Source organism: Shinella lacus, from assembly GCF_010994755.1.
In the GTDB taxonomy this organism is placed as follows: domain Bacteria; phylum Pseudomonadota; class Alphaproteobacteria; order Rhizobiales; family Rhizobiaceae; genus Shinella; species Shinella lacus.
The window spans coordinates 336,182-353,252 of sequence record NZ_WHSB02000006.1 but is presented as its reverse complement, the minus strand read 5'-3'; the positions used below and the strand labels follow the sequence as shown (position 1 = coordinate 353,252).

21 protein-coding genes are annotated in these 17,071 nt (G+C 65.5%); 8 read left to right on the top strand and 13 right to left on the bottom strand.

Features of this window, described 5'->3' with window-relative positions:
* Nucleotides 1–68 precede the first annotated feature (68 nt).
* Nucleotides 69–1,028 carry a glutathione S-transferase family protein gene (locus tag GB927_RS18740; RefSeq protein WP_256118714.1) on the top strand — a complete coding sequence of 320 codons (960 nt, stop codon included), beginning with the start codon at nt 69–71 and terminating at the stop codon, nt 1,026–1,028.
* Nucleotides 1,029–1,032: 4 nt separating this feature from the next.
* Here GB927_RS18740 and GB927_RS18735 read toward each other — a convergent pair whose 3' ends face one another.
* Both GB927_RS18735 and GB927_RS18730 read right to left on the bottom strand, forming a co-directional pair.
* Nucleotides 1,033–1,455: a GNAT family N-acetyltransferase gene (locus GB927_RS18735; RefSeq protein ID WP_256118713.1), complete on the bottom strand. Its 423-nt coding sequence runs from the start codon at nt 1,453–1,455 to the stop codon at nt 1,033–1,035.
* A gap of 3 nt (nt 1,456–1,458) precedes the next feature.
* A complete protein-coding gene (locus GB927_RS18730; RefSeq protein WP_256118712.1) occupies nt 1,459–3,099 on the bottom strand; it encodes a cisplatin damage response ATP-dependent DNA ligase in 1,641 nt (546 codons plus the stop codon).
* A 14-nt stretch (nt 3,100–3,113) separates the two neighbouring features.
* On the opposite strand from GB927_RS18730, the gene GB927_RS18725 reads away from it, so the two are divergent.
* Complete coding sequence (locus GB927_RS18725; protein ID WP_256118711.1) at nt 3,114–3,326, top strand: hypothetical protein; 213 nt, start codon at nt 3,114–3,116, stop codon at nt 3,324–3,326.
* Nucleotides 3,327–3,352: 26 nt separating this feature from the next.
* Here the strand turns inward: GB927_RS18725 and GB927_RS18720 are convergent, their stop codons facing one another.
* The 3 genes from GB927_RS18720 to GB927_RS18710 all read right to left on the bottom strand — a co-directional run bounded on the left by GB927_RS18720 (nt 3,353) and on the right by GB927_RS18710 (nt 7,380).
* Nucleotides 3,353–4,363 carry a ligase-associated DNA damage response exonuclease gene (locus GB927_RS18720; RefSeq protein ID WP_256118710.1) on the bottom strand — a complete coding sequence of 337 codons (1,011 nt, stop codon included), beginning with the start codon at nt 4,361–4,363 and terminating at the stop codon, nt 3,353–3,355.
* A gap of 218 nt (nt 4,364–4,581) precedes the next feature.
* A complete protein-coding gene (locus GB927_RS18715; protein ID WP_256118709.1) occupies nt 4,582–5,028 on the bottom strand; it encodes a MarR family winged helix-turn-helix transcriptional regulator in 447 nt (148 codons plus the stop codon).
* 51 nt (nt 5,029–5,079) lie between these two features.
* Nucleotides 5,080–7,380, bottom strand: coding sequence for a putative bifunctional diguanylate cyclase/phosphodiesterase (locus tag GB927_RS18710; protein WP_256118708.1), 2,301 nt, complete (start codon nt 7,378–7,380; stop codon nt 5,080–5,082).
* A gap of 237 nt (nt 7,381–7,617) precedes the next feature.
* On the opposite strand from GB927_RS18710, the gene GB927_RS18705 reads away from it, so the two are divergent.
* On the top strand, nt 7,618–8,982 hold the full coding sequence (locus GB927_RS18705) for a TIGR03808 family TAT-translocated repetitive protein (RefSeq protein WP_256118707.1): 1,365 nt from the start codon (nt 7,618–7,620) through the stop codon (nt 8,980–8,982).
* A 100-nt stretch (nt 8,983–9,082) separates the two neighbouring features.
* On the opposite strand, the gene GB927_RS18700 is transcribed toward GB927_RS18705, so the two are convergent.
* From GB927_RS18700 to GB927_RS18690, 3 genes are all read right to left on the bottom strand, one after another.
* Entirely contained in the window at nt 9,083–9,583 is a 501-nt protein-coding gene (locus GB927_RS18700; protein ID WP_256118706.1) for a copper chaperone PCu(A)C, read from the bottom strand.
* A gap of 16 nt (nt 9,584–9,599) precedes the next feature.
* Nucleotides 9,600–10,979: a PepSY-associated TM helix domain-containing protein gene (locus tag GB927_RS18695; RefSeq protein ID WP_439655513.1), complete on the bottom strand. Its 1,380-nt coding sequence runs from the start codon at nt 10,977–10,979 to the stop codon at nt 9,600–9,602.
* A gap of 72 nt (nt 10,980–11,051) precedes the next feature.
* Nucleotides 11,052–11,435: a hypothetical protein gene (locus GB927_RS18690; protein ID WP_256118703.1), complete on the bottom strand. Its 384-nt coding sequence runs from the start codon at nt 11,433–11,435 to the stop codon at nt 11,052–11,054.
* Between the two features lie 180 nt (nt 11,436–11,615).
* Here GB927_RS18690 and GB927_RS18685 point away from each other — a divergent pair, with 180 nt between their 5' ends.
* Nucleotides 11,616–12,275 (top strand): glutathione S-transferase family protein, encoded by a 660-nt coding sequence (locus GB927_RS18685; RefSeq protein ID WP_256118702.1) that lies wholly within the window; start codon nt 11,616–11,618, stop codon nt 12,273–12,275.
* On the opposite strand, the gene GB927_RS18680 is transcribed toward GB927_RS18685, so the two are convergent.
* On the bottom strand, nt 12,259–13,179 hold the full coding sequence (locus GB927_RS18680) for a LysR substrate-binding domain-containing protein (RefSeq protein ID WP_256118701.1): 921 nt from the start codon (nt 13,177–13,179) through the stop codon (nt 12,259–12,261). The genes GB927_RS18685 and GB927_RS18680 overlap by 17 nt on opposite strands.
* A 103-nt stretch (nt 13,180–13,282) precedes the next feature.
* Between GB927_RS18680 and GB927_RS18675 the strand changes: the two genes are divergently transcribed.
* The 3 genes from GB927_RS18675 (at nt 13,283) to GB927_RS18665 (ending at nt 14,715) form a co-directional block, all read left to right on the top strand.
* The gene (locus tag GB927_RS18675) at nt 13,283–13,477 is read left to right on the top strand and encodes a hypothetical protein (RefSeq protein ID WP_256118700.1); all 195 of its coding nucleotides are present in this window, start codon (nt 13,283–13,285) and stop codon (nt 13,475–13,477) included.
* A gap of 56 nt (nt 13,478–13,533) precedes the next feature.
* Entirely contained in the window at nt 13,534–13,881 is a 348-nt protein-coding gene (locus GB927_RS18670; protein ID WP_256118699.1) for an MmcQ/YjbR family DNA-binding protein, read from the top strand.
* A gap of 96 nt (nt 13,882–13,977) precedes the next feature.
* The gene (locus GB927_RS18665; protein WP_256118698.1) at nt 13,978–14,715 is read left to right on the top strand and encodes a DUF4198 domain-containing protein; all 738 of its coding nucleotides are present in this window, start codon (nt 13,978–13,980) and stop codon (nt 14,713–14,715) included.
* 39 nt (nt 14,716–14,754) lie between these two features.
* On the opposite strand, the gene GB927_RS18660 is transcribed toward GB927_RS18665, so the two are convergent.
* The gene (locus GB927_RS18660) at nt 14,755–15,162 is read right to left on the bottom strand and encodes a VOC family protein (protein WP_256118697.1); all 408 of its coding nucleotides are present in this window, start codon (nt 15,160–15,162) and stop codon (nt 14,755–14,757) included.
* Nucleotides 15,163–15,271: 109 nt separating this feature from the next.
* Complete coding sequence (locus GB927_RS18655; protein ID WP_256118696.1) at nt 15,272–15,634, bottom strand: DUF4406 domain-containing protein; 363 nt, start codon at nt 15,632–15,634, stop codon at nt 15,272–15,274.
* Between the two features lie 104 nt (nt 15,635–15,738).
* On the opposite strand from GB927_RS18655, the gene GB927_RS18650 reads away from it, so the two are divergent.
* On the top strand, nt 15,739–16,494 hold the full coding sequence (locus tag GB927_RS18650) for a DeoR/GlpR family DNA-binding transcription regulator (RefSeq protein ID WP_256118695.1): 756 nt from the start codon (nt 15,739–15,741) through the stop codon (nt 16,492–16,494).
* Here the strand turns inward: GB927_RS18650 and GB927_RS18645 are convergent, their stop codons facing one another.
* Both GB927_RS18645 and GB927_RS18640 read right to left on the bottom strand, forming a co-directional pair.
* Nucleotides 16,495–16,815, bottom strand: coding sequence for a HigA family addiction module antitoxin (locus GB927_RS18645; RefSeq protein ID WP_256118694.1), 321 nt, complete (start codon nt 16,813–16,815; stop codon nt 16,495–16,497).
* Complete coding sequence (locus tag GB927_RS18640) at nt 16,787–17,071, bottom strand: type II toxin-antitoxin system RelE/ParE family toxin (RefSeq protein ID WP_256118693.1); 285 nt, start codon at nt 17,069–17,071, stop codon at nt 16,787–16,789. Before GB927_RS18640 ends, GB927_RS18645 begins: the two co-directional genes overlap by 29 nt.

The window sequence follows — 17,071 nt, the reverse complement described above, 5'->3', positions numbered from 1 at the left end:
CGGCGGAATTGCCGTTTTCGTGCGCTGGCGATAGGTCGGGTCAACTGGAACCGGAACGAGGTGACGCGATGCTGGTCAACGGCAAATGGACGGAAGACTGGCAGCCCGTGCAGGCGACGGACGCCAAGGGCGGCTTCGTGCGCCAGGTTTCGAGCTTTCGCAACTGGGTGACGCCGGACGGCAGCGCCGGGCCGACGGGCGACGGCGGTTTCGAGGCCGCGAGCGGGCGCTACCATCTCTATGTCGCCCTGATCTGCCCCTGGGCCTCGCGCACGCTGATCACCCGAAAACTCAAGAAGCTGGAAGACGTCATCTCCGTCTCCGTCGTGGAGCCGGCGCTTTCCGAGCAGGGCTGGCGCTTCGGCGATTATCCCGGCGCCAACCGCGACGACCTGAACGGCGCGACCTATGTGCACGAGATCTACACCAGCGCCGACGCCACCTTCACCGGCCGCGCGACCGTGCCGGTGCTGTGGGACAAGCAGCGCAAGACCATCGTCAACAACGAATCCGCCGACATCGTGCGCATGCTGAACAGCGGTTTCGGCGCCCTCGCGGATGAAAGCGTCGATCTCTATCCGGAGGCCCTGCGCAGCGAGATCGACGCGCTGAACGAGCGCATCTATCCCACGCTCAACAACGGCGTCTACCGCGCCGGCTTCGCCACCACGCAGGTCGCCTATGAAGAAGCCTTCCACGGCGTCTTCACGATGTTGGACGAATTGGAGGCGCGGCTTGTCGCCGGAGGACCGTTCCTGACGGGCGCGACCTTTACCGAGGCCGACATCCGCCTCTTCGTCACCCTCATCCGCTTTGACGCCGCCTATTACGGCCTGTTCAAATGCAACCGCCAGCGCATCGCCGACTACCCGGCGCTGTCTGCCTATACGAAGCGGGTGCTGGACCTGCCGGGCGTGCGCGAGACGGTCAGCATCGACCATATCAAGAATGGCTATTATTCGATCAAGTCGCTGAACCCGAACCGCATCGTGCCGGTCGGGCCGGACCTTTCGACGCTGGGGCTTTAGTCGCTCAACCGATCGTCTTCGACAGCAAGGGATTGCGCTTGCTGGCGTCAATCGTGGTCCAGCCAAGCCTCTCGTAGAAGACGGTTGCGTCCTGCGCGGAATGGACGTTGAGCTGCCTGATGCCCCTGCCCTCGGCAAACCGCTCGACCGCTCGCAACATCGCAGTTCCGATTCCGCGCCTCTGATGGGCGGGCAGGACGGCCACCATCCTCAGCGTACCGACCTCGCGTGCCTGGTCCAGGCGAGCAGTTCCCACGGGCTCGCCATTCCGCAAAAACAACAACGGAATGTGCCCTTCGGCATGGTCGTCCGGATGGTGCTCGTCATAGTCGACGCGACCACGCAGCTCATAGAGCACGTGGCGGCGGATGAAATGGTAGGCGTGCCAGTCAGCATCGTGCTCGACCTGCCGGAGTTCTGCGTCCATCGCTCACGGCCCTTCGACGACGCCTTCGCGGGCGTCGATCATCGCCATCAGCGTCTCCAGCCGGTCCGCATCCGCCGGCAGCTTGTCCTGCCGCAGTCGCGCGATGCGGGGGAAGCGCATGGCGACGCCGGATTTGTGGCGGGTGGAGCGGTTGATGCCTTCGAAGGCGACTTCCAGCACGAAGCCGTAGGCGGGTTCTGCCCGCACGGCGCGGACGGGGCCGAAACGGTCGGTCGTGTTGTTGCGCACGAAGCGGTCGAGCACTTCGAGCTCGGCATCGGTGAAGCCGAAATAGGCTTTCCCGACGGGCACCAGCACGTCGCCCTCCGGGCCTGCCGTCCAGACGCCGAAGGTGAAATCGGAATAGTAGCTCGACCGTTTGCCGTGACCGCGCTGGGCATACATCATCACCGCGTCGACATTGTAGGGATCGCGCTTCCACTTGAACCACGGCCCCTTCATGCGGCCGGCCTGGTAGGGGCTGTCGAGGCGCTTGATCATGACGCCTTCGATGACCGGATCGGGCGGCTCGCGGCGGATGGTCTCCAGTTCTTCCCAAGTTGCGAAGGGTACCAGCGGCGAGAGGTCGAAGCGGTCGTGCGGCGCCTTTTCGATGAGGTGGCCGAGGCGGGCGCGGCGGGCGGTGAAGGTCTCCGGGCGCACATCCGCCTCGCCGTCGAACAGCACGTCATAGGCGCGCACGAAGGCGGGGAAGTCGTCCAGCATCTTGGTGTTGACGGTCTTGCGGTTCAGGCGCTGCTGGAGATCGGAGAAGGTGCGCGTCGGGTTATTCATGCGCGCCGTGCCGCCGACGAGCAGCTCGCCATCGACCACGCCTTCGAAATTGATCGCGTCCAGCACATCCGGGAAGGCGGCGGAAATGTCGTCGCCGGAGCGGGAATAGAGGCGACGCGTCGTGCCCGCGGAGGACATCTGCACGCGAATGCCGTCCCATTTCCATTCGGCGGCGAAATCGGCGGGGTCGAGATTGTCGAGATCGCCCTCGCCCACCGGATTGGCGAGCATGACGGAGTGGAAGATCGCCGGTGTGGCCAGCACCGGGCGGTCGGCGCGACCCTCCAGCCAGGCAAAGAGCGGCTCGTAGGGCGGCGAGATGCCATGCCACAGCGTCTCGATCTCGGTAATGTCCTTGCCGGAGAAATCGGCGAGCGCCTGCTTGGCGAGCCGCGCCGAGACGCCGATGCGCAGGCCGCCGGTCGCAAGCTTGAGGAAGGCGAAGCGGGCGGAGGGATCGAGCTGTTCCAGCAGATCGCGCACGGCACCACGCACCTCCGTGCGGCCAAGCGCGTTCATGCGGGTGACGACGGCGCTCAGCCGCGGCTGCGCCTCGTCCGGCACGCGCTCCTTGCGCTCCTGGTCCCAGACGAGGGCGATGGTCTCCGCGAGATCGCCGACATAGTCGTAGGAATAGCGGAACAGCACCTCATCCATGCGCTCCAGCACGAGTTCACGCAGCAGCGCCGGCTTGACGCTCTTCAGGTCCAGCGTGCCGGCGATTGCCGCAAGGCCGTAGCCCCTGTCGGGGTCCGGCGTGTCGCGAAAATAGTCGGCGAGGAGTTTGAGCTTGCCGTTGCGCGAGGGGGTGAGGACCAGGCGGTCGAGGAGGGTTGCGAAGGCTCTCACGAAACCCCTCCCCCTTGTTGCGCGAGCCCCGGCTTCCCACGTCTTTCGTCATGGGCAAGGCGCACAACATCATCACCACCATCCTCAGCACGATCGGTCTCGTCCTGGGCATCTGGGGTGGCTACGAACTGTCGGGTATATTGGGCGCGATCCTGTTCGCACCGGTCGGCGCGTTCGCCGGCCTCGCGGTGGGCGCGCTGCATATCCGGCTTTTGATGTTCCATTGACATCGGGGCGTGCAAATCCTCGCGCATCAATCCCCCTCATCCTCATAGCCCACCAGATGCAACGGCCGCGCAGGCACGCCGGCGAGTTCGCACCAGCGGACCAGCGCTTCCTCGCGGCCGTGGGTCACCCAGACCTGGCTTGGCGCCAGTTCGCGGACCGTCTCGGTCAGTTCCGGCCAGTCGCAATGATCGGAGATGACGAGCGGCAGTTCCACGCCGCCCTGCTTGGCGCGCTGGCGCACCATCATCCAGCCGGAGGCGAAGGCGATGAGGGGCTCGTTGAAGCGGCGTGCCCAGCGGTCGGCGAAGGCCGACGGCGGGCCGACGATGACGGCGCCGCGGAAATCGGTCGGGTCGCCCTTTTCCAGCGTGGCCGGCCGCAGGTCGCCGAGATCGATGCCGCGGCTGACATAATAGTCGCAGAGCCGCGCCAGCGAGCCGTGGATGTAGATTGGCGCGTCATAGCCGCAATCGCGCAGCAGGCGGATGACGCGCTGCGACTTGCCCAGCGAATAGGCGCCGACAAGGTGGCTGCGCTCGGGGAACTGTTTGAGCGAGGTCAGCAGCTTGCCCATCTCGGCCTTGGGTTCCGGGTGGTGGAAGACCGGCAGGCCGAAGGTCGCTTCTGTGATAAAGACGTCGCAGGGCACGGGCTCGTAGGCCGCGCAGGTCGGGTCGGCGCCGCGCTTGTAATCACCCGAGGCGACGATGCGCAGGCCGCCCTTCTCCACCGCGATCTGCGCCGAGCCGAGCACATGGCCGGCGGGGTGGAAGGAGACGGTGACGCCGTTGAGATCGATGCGCTCGCCAAAGGCGGCGGCCTGCGAGGAGCCGCAGAAATCCTCGCCGTAGCGGATTTCCATGATGTCGAGCGTCTCGCGCGTCGCCAGCACGGCGCCGTGGCCGGCGCGGGCATGGTCGGAATGGCCATGGGTGATGAGCGCCCTCGCCACGGGGCGGACGGGATCGATGTAGAAATCGCCGGCGGGGCAATAGAGGCCGGCGGGCGCCGGTTTGAGCAGTTGGTCGGGCTTCATGCCAGGGAAGATAGTGGCTTTCGCGCGCTCTGCCAGTGGGGGCGAGGCAATGCCGCTTGGGCGTGCCGTGCCGGTGGATCCTCGGGTCCAGCCCGAGGATGACGGTGGGGAGGAGAAGCCGCAGGACCATCGACCGGCGCGGCATGCGGCGCGGGGGCTCTCGCCAGCCGATCAGTTCTTCTTTCGTCATCCTCGGGCTCGACCCGAGGACCCATCGCTCAGGCGAGCGCCAGCATGCCGGCGCGTAGTGCAGTCATGTCGACGGCGGAGAGTTGCTGGTCGACCTTGGCATGGGTTTCCTTCCAGGTCGGGAAGGCCTGGGTCAGCAGGCGGCGGCCCTCGACGGTCAGACGCAGCAGGCGGCCGCGGCGGTCGCGCGGATCGGACTCGATCTTCACGAGGCCGCGCCGTTCGAGCGGCTTGAGCGCGGCGGTAAGCGTGGTGCGGTCCATGGCGAGCAACGTCGCGACCGGCCCCATCGGTGGCGGCTCGGGGCGATTCAGCGCCATCAGCAGCGAAAACTGACCGTTGGTGAGGCCATGCGGGCGCAGCGCATCGTCGAAACGCCGCGCAAGGGCGCGCGCCGCGCGCTGCACATGCAGGCACAGGCAGTTGTCACGTACGAAAAGCGTCGTCTCGTAGGGAATCAGCACGTCATCAAGCATGATTCTTACTGTTGATATCAACGTAACAATGTCAAGACCCGGCGGGGAATATCAGAGATTCGGGATGCAGAGGATCGCCTGGAGCGCGCGGGCATCGATGGGGCGGCTGAGATAATAGCCCTGAATCTCGTCGCACCCGGCCTCGCGCAAAAATTCCATCTGCTCGCGGGTTTCCACGCCTTCGGCGATGACGCGCAGTTGCAGCGAATGGGCAAGCGAGATGACGGCACGGGCGATTGCCGCGTCGTCGCCGTCGTCCGGCAGGTCCTGCACGAAGGAACGGTCGATCTTCAGACGGCCGACCGGGAACCGCTTCAGCGAGGCGAGGCTCGAATAGCCGGTGCCGAAATCGTCGATGGCCAGCGTCACGCCAAGCTGTTCCAGCCGAAGCATGGTGGCGACCGCCTGCTGCACATCCTCCATGATCAGGCTTTCCGTCAGTTCCAGTTCGAGGTAGCGCGCTTCCAGCCCGCTTTCCTCAAGGGCCGCGGCCACGCGCTCGACCCAGTCCTTTTCCTGGAACTGGCGGGCCGAGACGTTGACGCTGACGACGATGGGCGGCAGGCCGGAGACCTGCCAGGCCTTGTTTTGCCGGCAGGCGGCGCGCAGCGTCCAGTCGCCGATCGGGCCGATCAGGCCGGTTTCCTCCGCCAGCGGAATGAAATCGCCCGGCCCCACGAGGCCGCGGTCCGGATGTCGCCAGCGGATCAGCGCCTCGACGGCGAAGATGCGGCCGGTCGAAAGATCCATCTGCGGCTGATATTGCAGGAAAAGCTCCTGCTGGGCGAGCGCGCGGCGCAGCTCCTCCTGCCGTACCAGCTTTTCGTGCGCCCTGTTGGCGAGTTCCGCGGTGAAGACCTGCATGGCATCGCGGCCGATTTCCTTGGCGCGGTACATGGCGGCATCGGCCCGGGCGAGCAGTTCGGTGGCATTGCGGCCGTGCTCCGGATAGGCGGCGACGCCCATGCTGCAGGTGACCTGGAACGAGCGGCCCTCGATCTCGACCGGCTCGGCAACCGCCTCGCGCACGGCGCGCAGCCGGTCTTCGACCGTTTCGCCCTTGCGCGGCGCGCCGTTGATCAGCACAACGAATTCGTCGCCGCCGAGGCGCACGATGCTGTCGCTGGCGCGCACGCAGGCCAGCATGCGCGCGGCGACGATCTTCAGCAGCGCATCGCCGGCATGGTGGCCGAGACTGTCATTGACCAGCTTGAAATTGTCGAGGTCGAGGAAAGCGAGCGTCATGGTGCCGCCGCGCTCATCCGCCGCCTCGATGGCCGAGGCAACGCGCTCGTCGAGCATGCTGCGGTTCGGCAGGCCGGTCAGCGTGTCGTGATGCGCCATGAACTGGATGCTGTCTTCGGCCTCCTTGCGCTCGATGGCGATGCCGGCAATGTGGGTCGCCATGCCGACGAGCTTCATGCACTCGGCGGAAGGCTCGCCCGGCGTGCGGGAATAGAGCGCGAAGGATCCGAGCACCTTGCCTTGATAAGAGCGGATCGGCGCGGACCAACAGGCGCGAAAACCATAGGGTGCGACAAGCGCGCGATAATCGTCCCACAGCGGATCGGTCGCGATATCGGAGACGATGACGGGTTCGCCGCGCCACATGGCGGTGCCGCAGGAGCCCATCGCCGGGCCGATCTCGGCGCCCTCGATCAGCCGGCAATAGGCGGGGTCGAGATTGGGCGCGGCGCCGTTGACGATGTGCTTGCCGTCGGGCGCCAGCATCAGGATCGAGCCGGTGACGTCGGAAACATGCGCCTCGATCAGCAGGATCAGCGAGGAAAACACCTCGACCAGCGGCGCGCCGAGCGCGATCATCTTGAGGAGATGCGCCTGGCCGACATGCAGGCTCTCGGAGCGCTTGCGCTCGGTGATGTCGCGCGCGATGCCGACGATGCCGATCACCTCGCCGGCGCCGTTGCGCACCGGCAGCTTGGAGGTCAAAAGCCATTTGAGATTGCCGCGGGAATCGCGGATCAACTCTTCCATGTCGAGCATCGGACGGCCGGAGCGGATGATCTCCTGCTCCGTCTCGAAAAAGCCGCGGGCGACATGTTCGGGGTGGATGTCGAAATCGGACATGCCTTCCAGGCTTTCCAGCCCTTCGCGGTAATTGTCCTTGACGATCGCCCGGTTGGCGACGACGAAGCGGCAGTTGCTGTCCTTGAAATAGAGGTAGTCCGGCACCTCGTCGATCATGGCCTCCAGCCAGATCGTGCGGTCGTTCTGCGCGGCGGCAAGCGGGAACAGCCGTGCTGCCTCGCTCATCAGGCGCTCGCTGGCGGACATCAATCGCGCCGTCGCGTCGGCGTCGTCGTTGCCAAGGTGGGACAGTTTCGTCGACATGAACCCCTGCAATTTTCAAACGCAAGGAAGGACACTGCCGGCCGCCGCCTCTTCCCGGTAACACCCAAAGGTACATGCCAAGTCGTTATCCAACCCTAAAGGAAACCAGCGAAATGCTGCCAATGCGGGCTTTCCGTCACATCTTTCGGCAACTTGGGCGGGCATCACCCCGATTGTTCCGTTTCGGCACAAAACCACTTGGCACGGTTCCTGCTCCTTGACCGGCAAGGAGCTATCATGGTTACCAGACGGTTATTCCTTTCAGGCCTGGGTGCGGCCGGTCTCGCCACCGCGGCGGCGGCCCAAAGCGAGCCGGTGCCGATCCTCGACGTGGACCTGCGCGGCAGCATAGATGCCTCCGCGCATGGCATCCGCCCAGGTGCCGGCGACCGCAAGAGCAAGGCCTTCGCCAAGCTCCTGAAGGAGGCGGCGGGCAAGAACATGCCGGTCTTCCTCCCGCCCGGCGACTATACGATCTCCAACGTCACGCTTCCCGACAACACGCGCATCACCGGCGTTCCGGGCGCCACCCGCATCCTCTATGGCGGCGACGGCCACCTCTTCGCCGCCGACGGGCTTGCCCGCGTAGAGCTTGCCAATCTCGTCATCGATGGCGCCAACCGCTGGCTGGACGACACGGTCGAGGGCCTGGTGCACCTCAGCAACGTCGCCCAGGTGACGATCGAGAATTGCGAGATCCAGGGCTCGTCGAAAACCGCGGTCAGCCTGCAACGCTGCGGCGGGCGCATCGAGCGCAACCGGCTTTCGGGGGCCGCCGACTACGCGCTCTATGCCGTCGAGAGCCACGACCTCTCCGTCACCGGCAACCATGTCTTCGACTGCGGCAATGGCGGCATCCTGATCCACCGCTGGCAGAAGGGCCGCGACGGCACGATCGTCTCCGGCAACCGCATCGCCCGCATGGCGGCGACACGCGGCGGCACCGGCGAATATGGCAACGGCATCAACATCTTCCGCGGCGACGACGTGATGGTGACGAACAACCATCTCTCCGGCTGCGCCTTTTCCGCCATCCGCGCCAATGCCGGCTCGAACGTGCAGATATCGGGCAATACCTGCCTCGACAGCGGCGAGACGGCGATCTACTCGGAATTCGGCTTCGAAGGCGCGATCGTCAACGGCAACCTGATCGACGGCGCCGCCAACGGCATCCTCATCGTCAATTTCAACGAGGGCGGCAGGCTCGCCACCGTCACCGGCAATGTCGTGCGCAACCTCAAGCTCGAAGGCCCCTACGTCCATGACGGCGCGGGCTTCGGCTTCGGCATCGCGGTGGAAGCCGACACGGTCGTCTCCGGCAACACGATAGAGAACGCGCCGAAATGGGGCCTGATGCTCGGCTGGGGACCGTTCATGCGCGGCCTCGTCGTCAGCGGCAACCTGGTGCGCAAAAGCCCGGTCGGCTGCGCGGTGACGGTGGTGGAGGAGGCAGGCTCGGCGCTGATCTCCGGAAATATCTTCGAAGACACCCCGAACGGCGCGATCGCCGGCTACCGCTGGAACGAACGCACCACCGGCGACCTTGCGACGGAAGGCACGACTTACGCGCACCTGACGATCGAACGGAACCGGACGGGCTGAGCCCGTCCCGAAACGCGTCTCTCCTTCCTGCCCGAACGGAGAGGCGCCATGGTGGATGGGGGGGCGGGCTGTCCAGGTACCGCCTCCTCATCCGCTGTTATCAGCCGCCATGGCCCTCATGGTTGCCGGATGCGGCGTCGCCCTGTTTTGCGCCGGGCTTGGCGGCTTCGATCTTGAAGTCGACGTCGATCGTGCCCGCCTTTTCGAAGGTCAGCGTCGCCTTGAAGCTTTCGCCTTCCTTGAAGGGCTGCTTGATGCTCATGAACATGACGTGCTGGGCGCCGGATTTCAGTTCCACGGTGGCGCCGGCGGGGATTTCGATGCCGTCTGGAAGCTGGCGCATCTTCATGATGTCGTTCTCAATGGCCATTTCGTGGAGCTGCACGTCGTCGGAAACCGTCGGCGCGGTGATGGAAACGAGGCGGTCGGCCTCACTGCCCTTGTTGGTGATGGTGAGGAAGCCGCCGCCGACCGGCTGGCCGGGCAAAGTCGCCTTGGAGGCCGGGTGGTGGATTTCGAGATTGCCGAGGGTGAACTCGTGGGCGAAGACGGCCGAGGCCGAAAGCGCCAGAGCGAGAACCGTTGCAAGCATGCGTTTCATGGGAATTCCTTTCTGATCAGGAGAAGATGCGCCGGAGCGGCGGCACGAAGCGGATAACGAGCTGGTCGAGAAGGATCATGGCGAGGATGGTGATGCCTGTCAGCGGAAAGAGCACGCCGAAAACGGCCGCGATGGCCCAGAGGCCGAGATAGATGCGCTTTTCGCGCGGGGCCGGCGGCACGCCGATGCGGCCCTTCGGCCGGCGCTTCCACCACATGACGACGGCCGACACACTCATCGCGATGACGATGAAGGAGGTCGACAGCATGAGGAGCTGGTTGAACAGCCCCCATTCCTGGCCCTTGTGCACGTTGATGCACCATTCGATCGCCTTGCCGGTCGCGGGATAATCGGCAAAGGCGGTGTCGACGAGGCGTTCGCCGGAATATTGGTCGATATGGATCGTGCGCTCGTATTCCAGATCGGCCGGGTAGATCGCCGCGGTGTAGACGCCCGTCTGGTCTGATGGCGGCGACAGCTCGTAGCCGGGCAGCATGCCGGCGGCGTTGGCGATCTTCACCGCATTGTCGAGACCGATCGGCGGCAGGGCCTTCTGGCCGTCGGCCGGAACCGTCGATTGCGGCACGGGGGCGTTTTCCATGAGCCAGGAGGCTTTCGGCAGCACGTCGGTGGTGATGAGCATGGAATGGGGCACGCGGTCCCAGAGTTCTACCGGATAGCCCATGCCGTTGGCCGTCAGCGTCGCATTGACCTTGGCGCCCCAGAAGCCGGACCAGAGCAGGCCGGAAAACGCCATGAACAGGATGAGGACGCTCGCAAAAACGCCGGTGACGGCGTGGACGTCGCGCCAGAAGACGCGCCGGGCCGGTGTGCCGCGCACGCTGACGACACCGCCGGTGGCATTGCGCGGCCACCAGAGATAGAGGCCCGTCAGCACCAGCACGATGGCAAAACCCGCGACGACCTCGATGATGCGCTCCCAGGAGGTGCCGAAATAATCGAGGCTGTGCAGGTCCTCGACGACCTGGTTGAATTCCTGGTTCGCCGGAAGGGTATCGAGAACGGCGCCGTCATAGGGATCGACGAAGACGAGCATTCTGCCGGCATCGCTGGCGAGCGTCACGCGGGCGGAACGGTCCTTGCCGGCGGGCGTGCGGTAGGAGGCGAGAGTGCCGCCCGGCACGGCCGCGAGCGCCTTTTCGACGATTGCGGAGGGCAACAGTTCGGCGGTGCCGACCGCGACATAGTTGCGGTAGCGGAACAGGCTGGCATCGATCTCGTCGTTGAAGAGATAGAGCCCGCCGGTGATGGCGAGGCTGATCATGAAGGGCACGGCGAGAAGGCCGGCGAAGAAATGCCAGCGCCAGATGGCGCGGTAGAGGCGCTGGGCGAGCGCGGAGGGTTCGGCGGCGGCAAGGGCCGGCGCATCGGAGATAACGGACATGCAAAGGGTCCTGTCAGGCTGGATTTCGGGCGCGCGGCGGCAGGCTGCGCGGATCACGGAAAATCAGGCGGACAGGAAGGGTGGTGCGCGCGGCGGGGCGCCGGGGCGGTCGCGCTTGGAATGCAGCGCCTCTTCGACGAGCGGCAGGGCGGCGACCAGGCGGAAAGCCAGGTTGGCACCGGCAAGATCGGCCGGCTCCGGCACCAGCATGGCACCGCCGATGCGGCAGGCCTCGCACTTGATGGGGGTGGCATGCCGGGTCTTGCCATCGACGCTGCCATTGAGACAGAGGTCCGGCACGGTGCCGTCCGGCAGGGTATATTGCACGAGTTCGAGCGCCGTCGGCTCCAGGGCCGAGGCCGGCTGGTGGGCGAAACCGACGAACAGCAGGGCGACTGCGCAAAGCATGCGCAGGCAGGCAGCCCAGCTTGTCGTGCCTCGTGTCATCGGTCGTCCCTTCCGCAATCGCGCGGATATATCGGCCTTAATCCGATGGCGGCGCGACGTCAATGCGACAAAGCGGGCTCCCCTGCCCGGCCATCACGACAATTCATCGATCGATCAGGCAAGCGCTCTACCGTTCCGCAAGAACGCCCCCTAAGGTGCCGCCGCAATCAGGAGGATTCCATGCTCACCATCTACGGCGTCTATCGTTCCCGCGCCTCGCGCAACTATTGGCTGGCCGGCGAACTCGGCCTGCCCTTCACCTCCGTGCCGATCGTACAGGCCTACCGGCTCGACGACGTGCAGGCGGCGGATGCGCCGATGAACACCCAATCGCCGGAGTTTCTCGCCGTCAACCCGACGGGCCTCATCCCCTGCATCGACGACGGCGGCTTCGTGATGACGGAATCGCTGGCGATCAACCTCTACCTCGCGCGCAAGCATGGCGGCCCACTCTCCGGCCAGACGGTGACTGAAGAGGCTGAGATGCTGCAATGGACCATGTGGGCGGCGACCGAGGTGGAGCCGCATGCGGTGAAGATCATCATGCTGCGCGATGTCCAGGCCGCCGAAAGCGAACAGGGGCGGCTGACGATCCGCGCTGCGAACAAGGCGCTGAAAAAGTGTTTCGCGCGGCTCGACCAGCACCTGGTGGCCACCGGCCATGTCGTCGGCGACCGCTTTACCGTCGCCGACCTCAACCTCGCGGAGGTGTTTCGCTACGCGATGAGCCAGACGGCGCTTTTTGACGCCGCGCCGAATGTGAAGGCCTGGCTGGAACAGTGCCAGTCGCGCGCCGCCTTCAAGACCATGATGGAGACGCGGTCTAACGAGCCGGAATGATCGCGCCGGCAAAGCCGTCCTCGCCGTCTTCGGCGATGGCCTCGCGCAGCCAGCGCTTGAACAGCGAAACCTTGCGCGGCTCCGGCAGCCCCGGGGCCGTTACGAAATAATAGCCCATGCCGGTATCCACCCGGATGGGGAACGGCGCGACGAGCCTCCCCTCACGCAGCGCCCAGGAGGCGAGCACCGGCCAGGCGAGCAGCACCCCTTGCCCGGCCAGCGCCGCGTCGAGGCAGAGCGAGGCATCGGAAAAGACGTGGCGGGCCTTCGGGGCCGGCACGTCGAAACCGGCGGCCTTCAGCCAGCGCTGCCAGGTGAAGGCATCGTTGCCATCGACCACCGCCGGCTGCGCCGACAGGTCCTGCGGCGTCCGGATGCCATCCGCCAGCGCCGGCGCGCAGACCGGGAACATCACCTGCGGCATCAGGAACTCCGCCGTCACATCCGGCCAGGTGCCGGGGCCAACGCGGATGCCGAGATCGACATCGGAGCGCGCGAGGTCGACCAGCGTCGTCGTCGCCTCGATGCGCAGGCTGATATCCGGATGGGCGGCGGCGAAGCGATCGATGCGGTGGATGAGCCAGCGCGACGCGAAGATCGGTGCCACGGAAATCGTCAGGATCGCATCGTCGCGCCGCTGGGTCGTCGCCACCGCCTCGGAAAGCTGGCGGAAGGCGGCGGAAAGGCGCGCCAGGAAGGGCGTGCTAGAGGCCGTCTCGCGCAGGCCCCGCGCGGTGCGCTCGAAGATCGCCCGGCCGAGCTGCTCCTCCGCCTTGATGACCTGCTGGCTGACGGCGCCGACCGTCACGCCGAGCTCGTCGGCCGCCGCCTGCAGCGAGCCGAGCCGCCCCACCGCTTCCAGCGCCCGAAGGCCGTTCAGATGCACGCGATTGAGGTTCTTCATATAGGTTTTCTATAGCCTCTTCCTGATCTGCTCGATTGCCCGGAGGGCGTTTCGGCGCGATTATCAGCCATCGACAATGGTAACGAACCGCAAGGAGAAGGCAATGTTCAAGATTTTCTCCAGAGTGGCCGCGGCGCTGAAAGCCGAGGTGGACCCCGCGGACACGCCCGTCTGGATGCGCGATCCGCTCTCCCATCCCGATATCGAGACGATGGATTCGCGCGCGCTCGGCGACCTGCCCTTCGGCCTGTTCCGCCCGCGGGTCTGCGTCGAGGAAAGCTGCAAACACCCGGCCTGATCCTCCCTCGAAGTCCTCCCCGCGCCGGTGTATCCTGCCCGGGGAGGATTTTTCGCATGCCAGATGACGAAAACGACGCGCTGCTGGCGCGGCTTCAGCGCCTCTCGCAACACCTTCCGGGCGTCGAGACGGGCACGTCCTACGGCACGCCGGCGCTCAAGGTGGCGGGAAAGCTGTTTCTGCGCATCAAGGATGCCGACACGCTGGTGCTGATGGCGCCGCTCGACGAGAAGGAGCGCCTGATCGAGATGGCGCCCGATATCTACTACGAGACCGATCATTACCGCGGCTGGCCGGCGCTGCTCATCCGCGCGGCAGCGATCGACGATGCCGAATTGCAGCACCGGATCACCGAAGCCTGGCGCTACAAGGCGCCGGCAAAGCTGCGCAAGACGTTCGGCTGAACGCCCTCTTTCCTTTTTCGAGACGCTTGACACCCTTCCCGCCGCAAGGTTAAACCGGATTTGTAACGTAATAACATTACCAATTCGGAGACCAAAATGCTGAAACGGATCATCGCTGTTTCGGGCGCGCTGTCGTTCGCCCTGCTTCTTCCCGCAACGGCCGGCGCGCATGGCGCCTGGGTGGCGGAGCGCTGGGGCGAACTCGGCGTCATCTATGGCCACGGCGCCGGCGACGATGCCTATGACCCGGCCCGCATCACGCAGGCGATCGCCATTGCCGAGGACGGGGCGGCCGCGCCTGTCACCATCGACAAGCGCGACAAACACGCGATCCTGAAGCCGGAGGGCGAGCCGGCCGCCATCGCGCTGACCTTCGACAACGGGTACTGGAGCGAAAAGGCGGACGGAACCTGGGTGAACGAGCCGAAGGACAAGGTGGCGGATGCCAAGGCGACCGGCCACTACATCAAGAACAGCCTTTCGCTGCTGCATGTGCATGACGCCCTGCCCGATTTCCCGAAGCAGGACCTGCAGATCGTTCCGCTCGACAATCCCATAGGCCGCAAGGCCGGCGACCCGATCCGGCTGCGCGTGCTCCACGACGGCAAGCCGCTTGCCGGCGCGGTCGTGACGCTCGACTACATCAATCAGGCCGCGCTCAAGAGCGAGCCGACGGATGCGGATGGCGAGGTCGTCGTGGCGATCCGCAATGACGGGCTGAACGTGCTGTCGGTCGACCATGGCGTGCCGCTGGAAAACGACCCGAAGGCCGACACGATCGGTTACACCGCGACGCTCAGCTTCGTGGCCGAAGCGCACAAACACGACGATTGATGCGAAAAGGCCCGCGCTGTGGGCGCGGGCCTCACCTCGTCAGCCGATCGACTGGCCGCCGGACTGGTCCATGAACATGAACTCCCAGACATTGCCGTTAATGTCCTGAAAGGAGCAGCCGTACATGGGGCCGAATTCGATGTTCGGCTGCCATTCGCGCGCACCGGCGGCAAGCGCCTTGGCCTTGATGTCGTCGATCTCCTGTCGGCTTGCGGCCGAAAGGCAGGTCAGCACCTGCGTCTGCTTTTCCGGATCCCCCACCTCGCCCTTCACGAACTGGGCGAATTTTTCCTCCGTCAGGTGCATGACGAAGATGTTTTCGTCCACCACCATGCAGGCGGCGGTGTCGTCGCTGAAGGCCTCGTTGAAGCCATAGCCGAGCGCGCCGAAGAAGCGGCGGGTGGCCGCCAGGTCCTTGACGGGCAGGTTGACGAAGATCATGCGCATGGAAATCCTCCTTTTTGCTTGCTGTGCGGGGGTCCGCCACCGGCGGATCACCCCGTCATGCCACAAGGACGTAAAGCGACGTCCGGTGCCGACAAGCCCGTGCAGATTTTTATGCCGGCGCGCAGCCCGGCACGTCCTCCAGCCGATGCCAGACCGGAATGCCGCGCTCGCGGGCGATGCGCACATCATTGTCCGCCCCCTTGGAGGCACCGGGCAGGCGCAGCACGCCCTCGCAGAGTTCAAGCAGGCGGTGCGCGACGGGATAGAAGATCTCCTCGTGCAGCGCATCGCCGATCGTCTCGCCGCCCGCCGCATGCCAGACGGGCAGCGCCACCCATTCGCCGATCATCGGCACATGGCCGGCCTTGAACAGCGCATAGGACGGCGCCTCCAGCCGCTGCAAATTCTCCGCCATCTTTTGCGGGTCGTCTCCCGTGCCCGAGCGATAGGGGCCGGCGATCAGGATAAGCATGATTTACTCCTTACTATTTTCCTTGCACGAAATATCCTGAATTTTCTGGATATTTCACGAATATTCGTGTAATTTCGTGCAGAGTCAAGATGGAGTGCGAAGACATGCTGACCAGCCAGCGAAAGGCCCTGATCGCCGAACGGCTGAACCGCGACGGCGAGATCGTCGCGAAGACGCTGGCGGCGGAACTGGATCTGTCGGAGGACACGATCCGGCGGGATCTCAGGGAAATGGCGTCGGAGGGCCTCTTGAAACGGGTGCACGGCGGCGCGCTGCCGCTCTCCCCGCCGCTGCCGGATTTTGCCGCGCGCCAGTCGCTCGCGACGGACGAGAAGGCCGCGCTCGGCGCCCGCGCAGCGGCGATGGTCGCACCCGGACAGGTGATCTTCCTCGATGGCGGCACGACCACGGCGGCGCTCGCCCGCGCCCTACCCCGCAGCTTCCCCTTCACGGTCGTCACGCACAGCCCGACCATCGCCTGCGAACTCGAACGCCACCCGACCGCCGAGGTCGTGCTGATCGGCGGCAGGCTCTACAAACATTCGATGGTGACGACGGGCGCCATGGCGCTCGATGCGATCCGCGGCCTGAAGGCGGACATCTATTTCATGGGCGTCACCGCCGCCCACCCGACCCACGGCCTCACCACCGGCGACATGGAGGAAGCCGCAACCAAGCGCACCATCGCCGAAAACGCCGCTGTGACCTGGATCCTGCTGACCCACGAAAAACTCGGCCTCGCCTCCCCCTGGAGGATCATGCCCCTTCCCGCCGCCACCGGCCTCATCGTGCCGGCCGGGCTCACGCCGGAGGCGCTGGCGCCCTACCGGGAGACGGGTGTCGAGATCGCCGAGGCCTGATCAGGCGGCGTCGCGGGGGACGATGCGATCGAGATCCCGCCCGATCTCACGGCGCTTCTGCATCAGGTCGAATTCGGCCTGAAGACGCAGAAAATAGCCTTCCGACAGGCCAAAATAGCGCGTGAGCCTGAGATCCGTGTCGGCTGTGACCTGGCGCTTGCCGAGCACGATCTCATTGATCCGGCGCGGCGGCACATGCACGGCGCGCGCCAGCGCATTCTGGCTGATCTCCATCGGCTGCAAAAATTCCTCCAGCAGGATATCGCCGGGATGCGGGTTGGCGAGCAGGTCGTCAGTCATGGTAGTCGATGATGCGGACATTCGCGGCATCCCCTTCCGACCAGCTAAAACAGATGCGCCACTGGTCATTGATCCGGATCGAATAGAGCCCCGCCAGATTTCCCTTCAGGAGTTCCAGCCGGTTGCCGGGCGGCACGCGCAGGTCCGTCACCGCCTGCGCGGCGTGCAACATGCGCAGCTTGCGCAGCGCTATGGTCTGCATGTCGGCCGGCAGCCGCCGGCTTCGACGGCCGGACCAGATCAGCTCGGTCTCGCGGTCGGCGAAGCTCTTGATCAT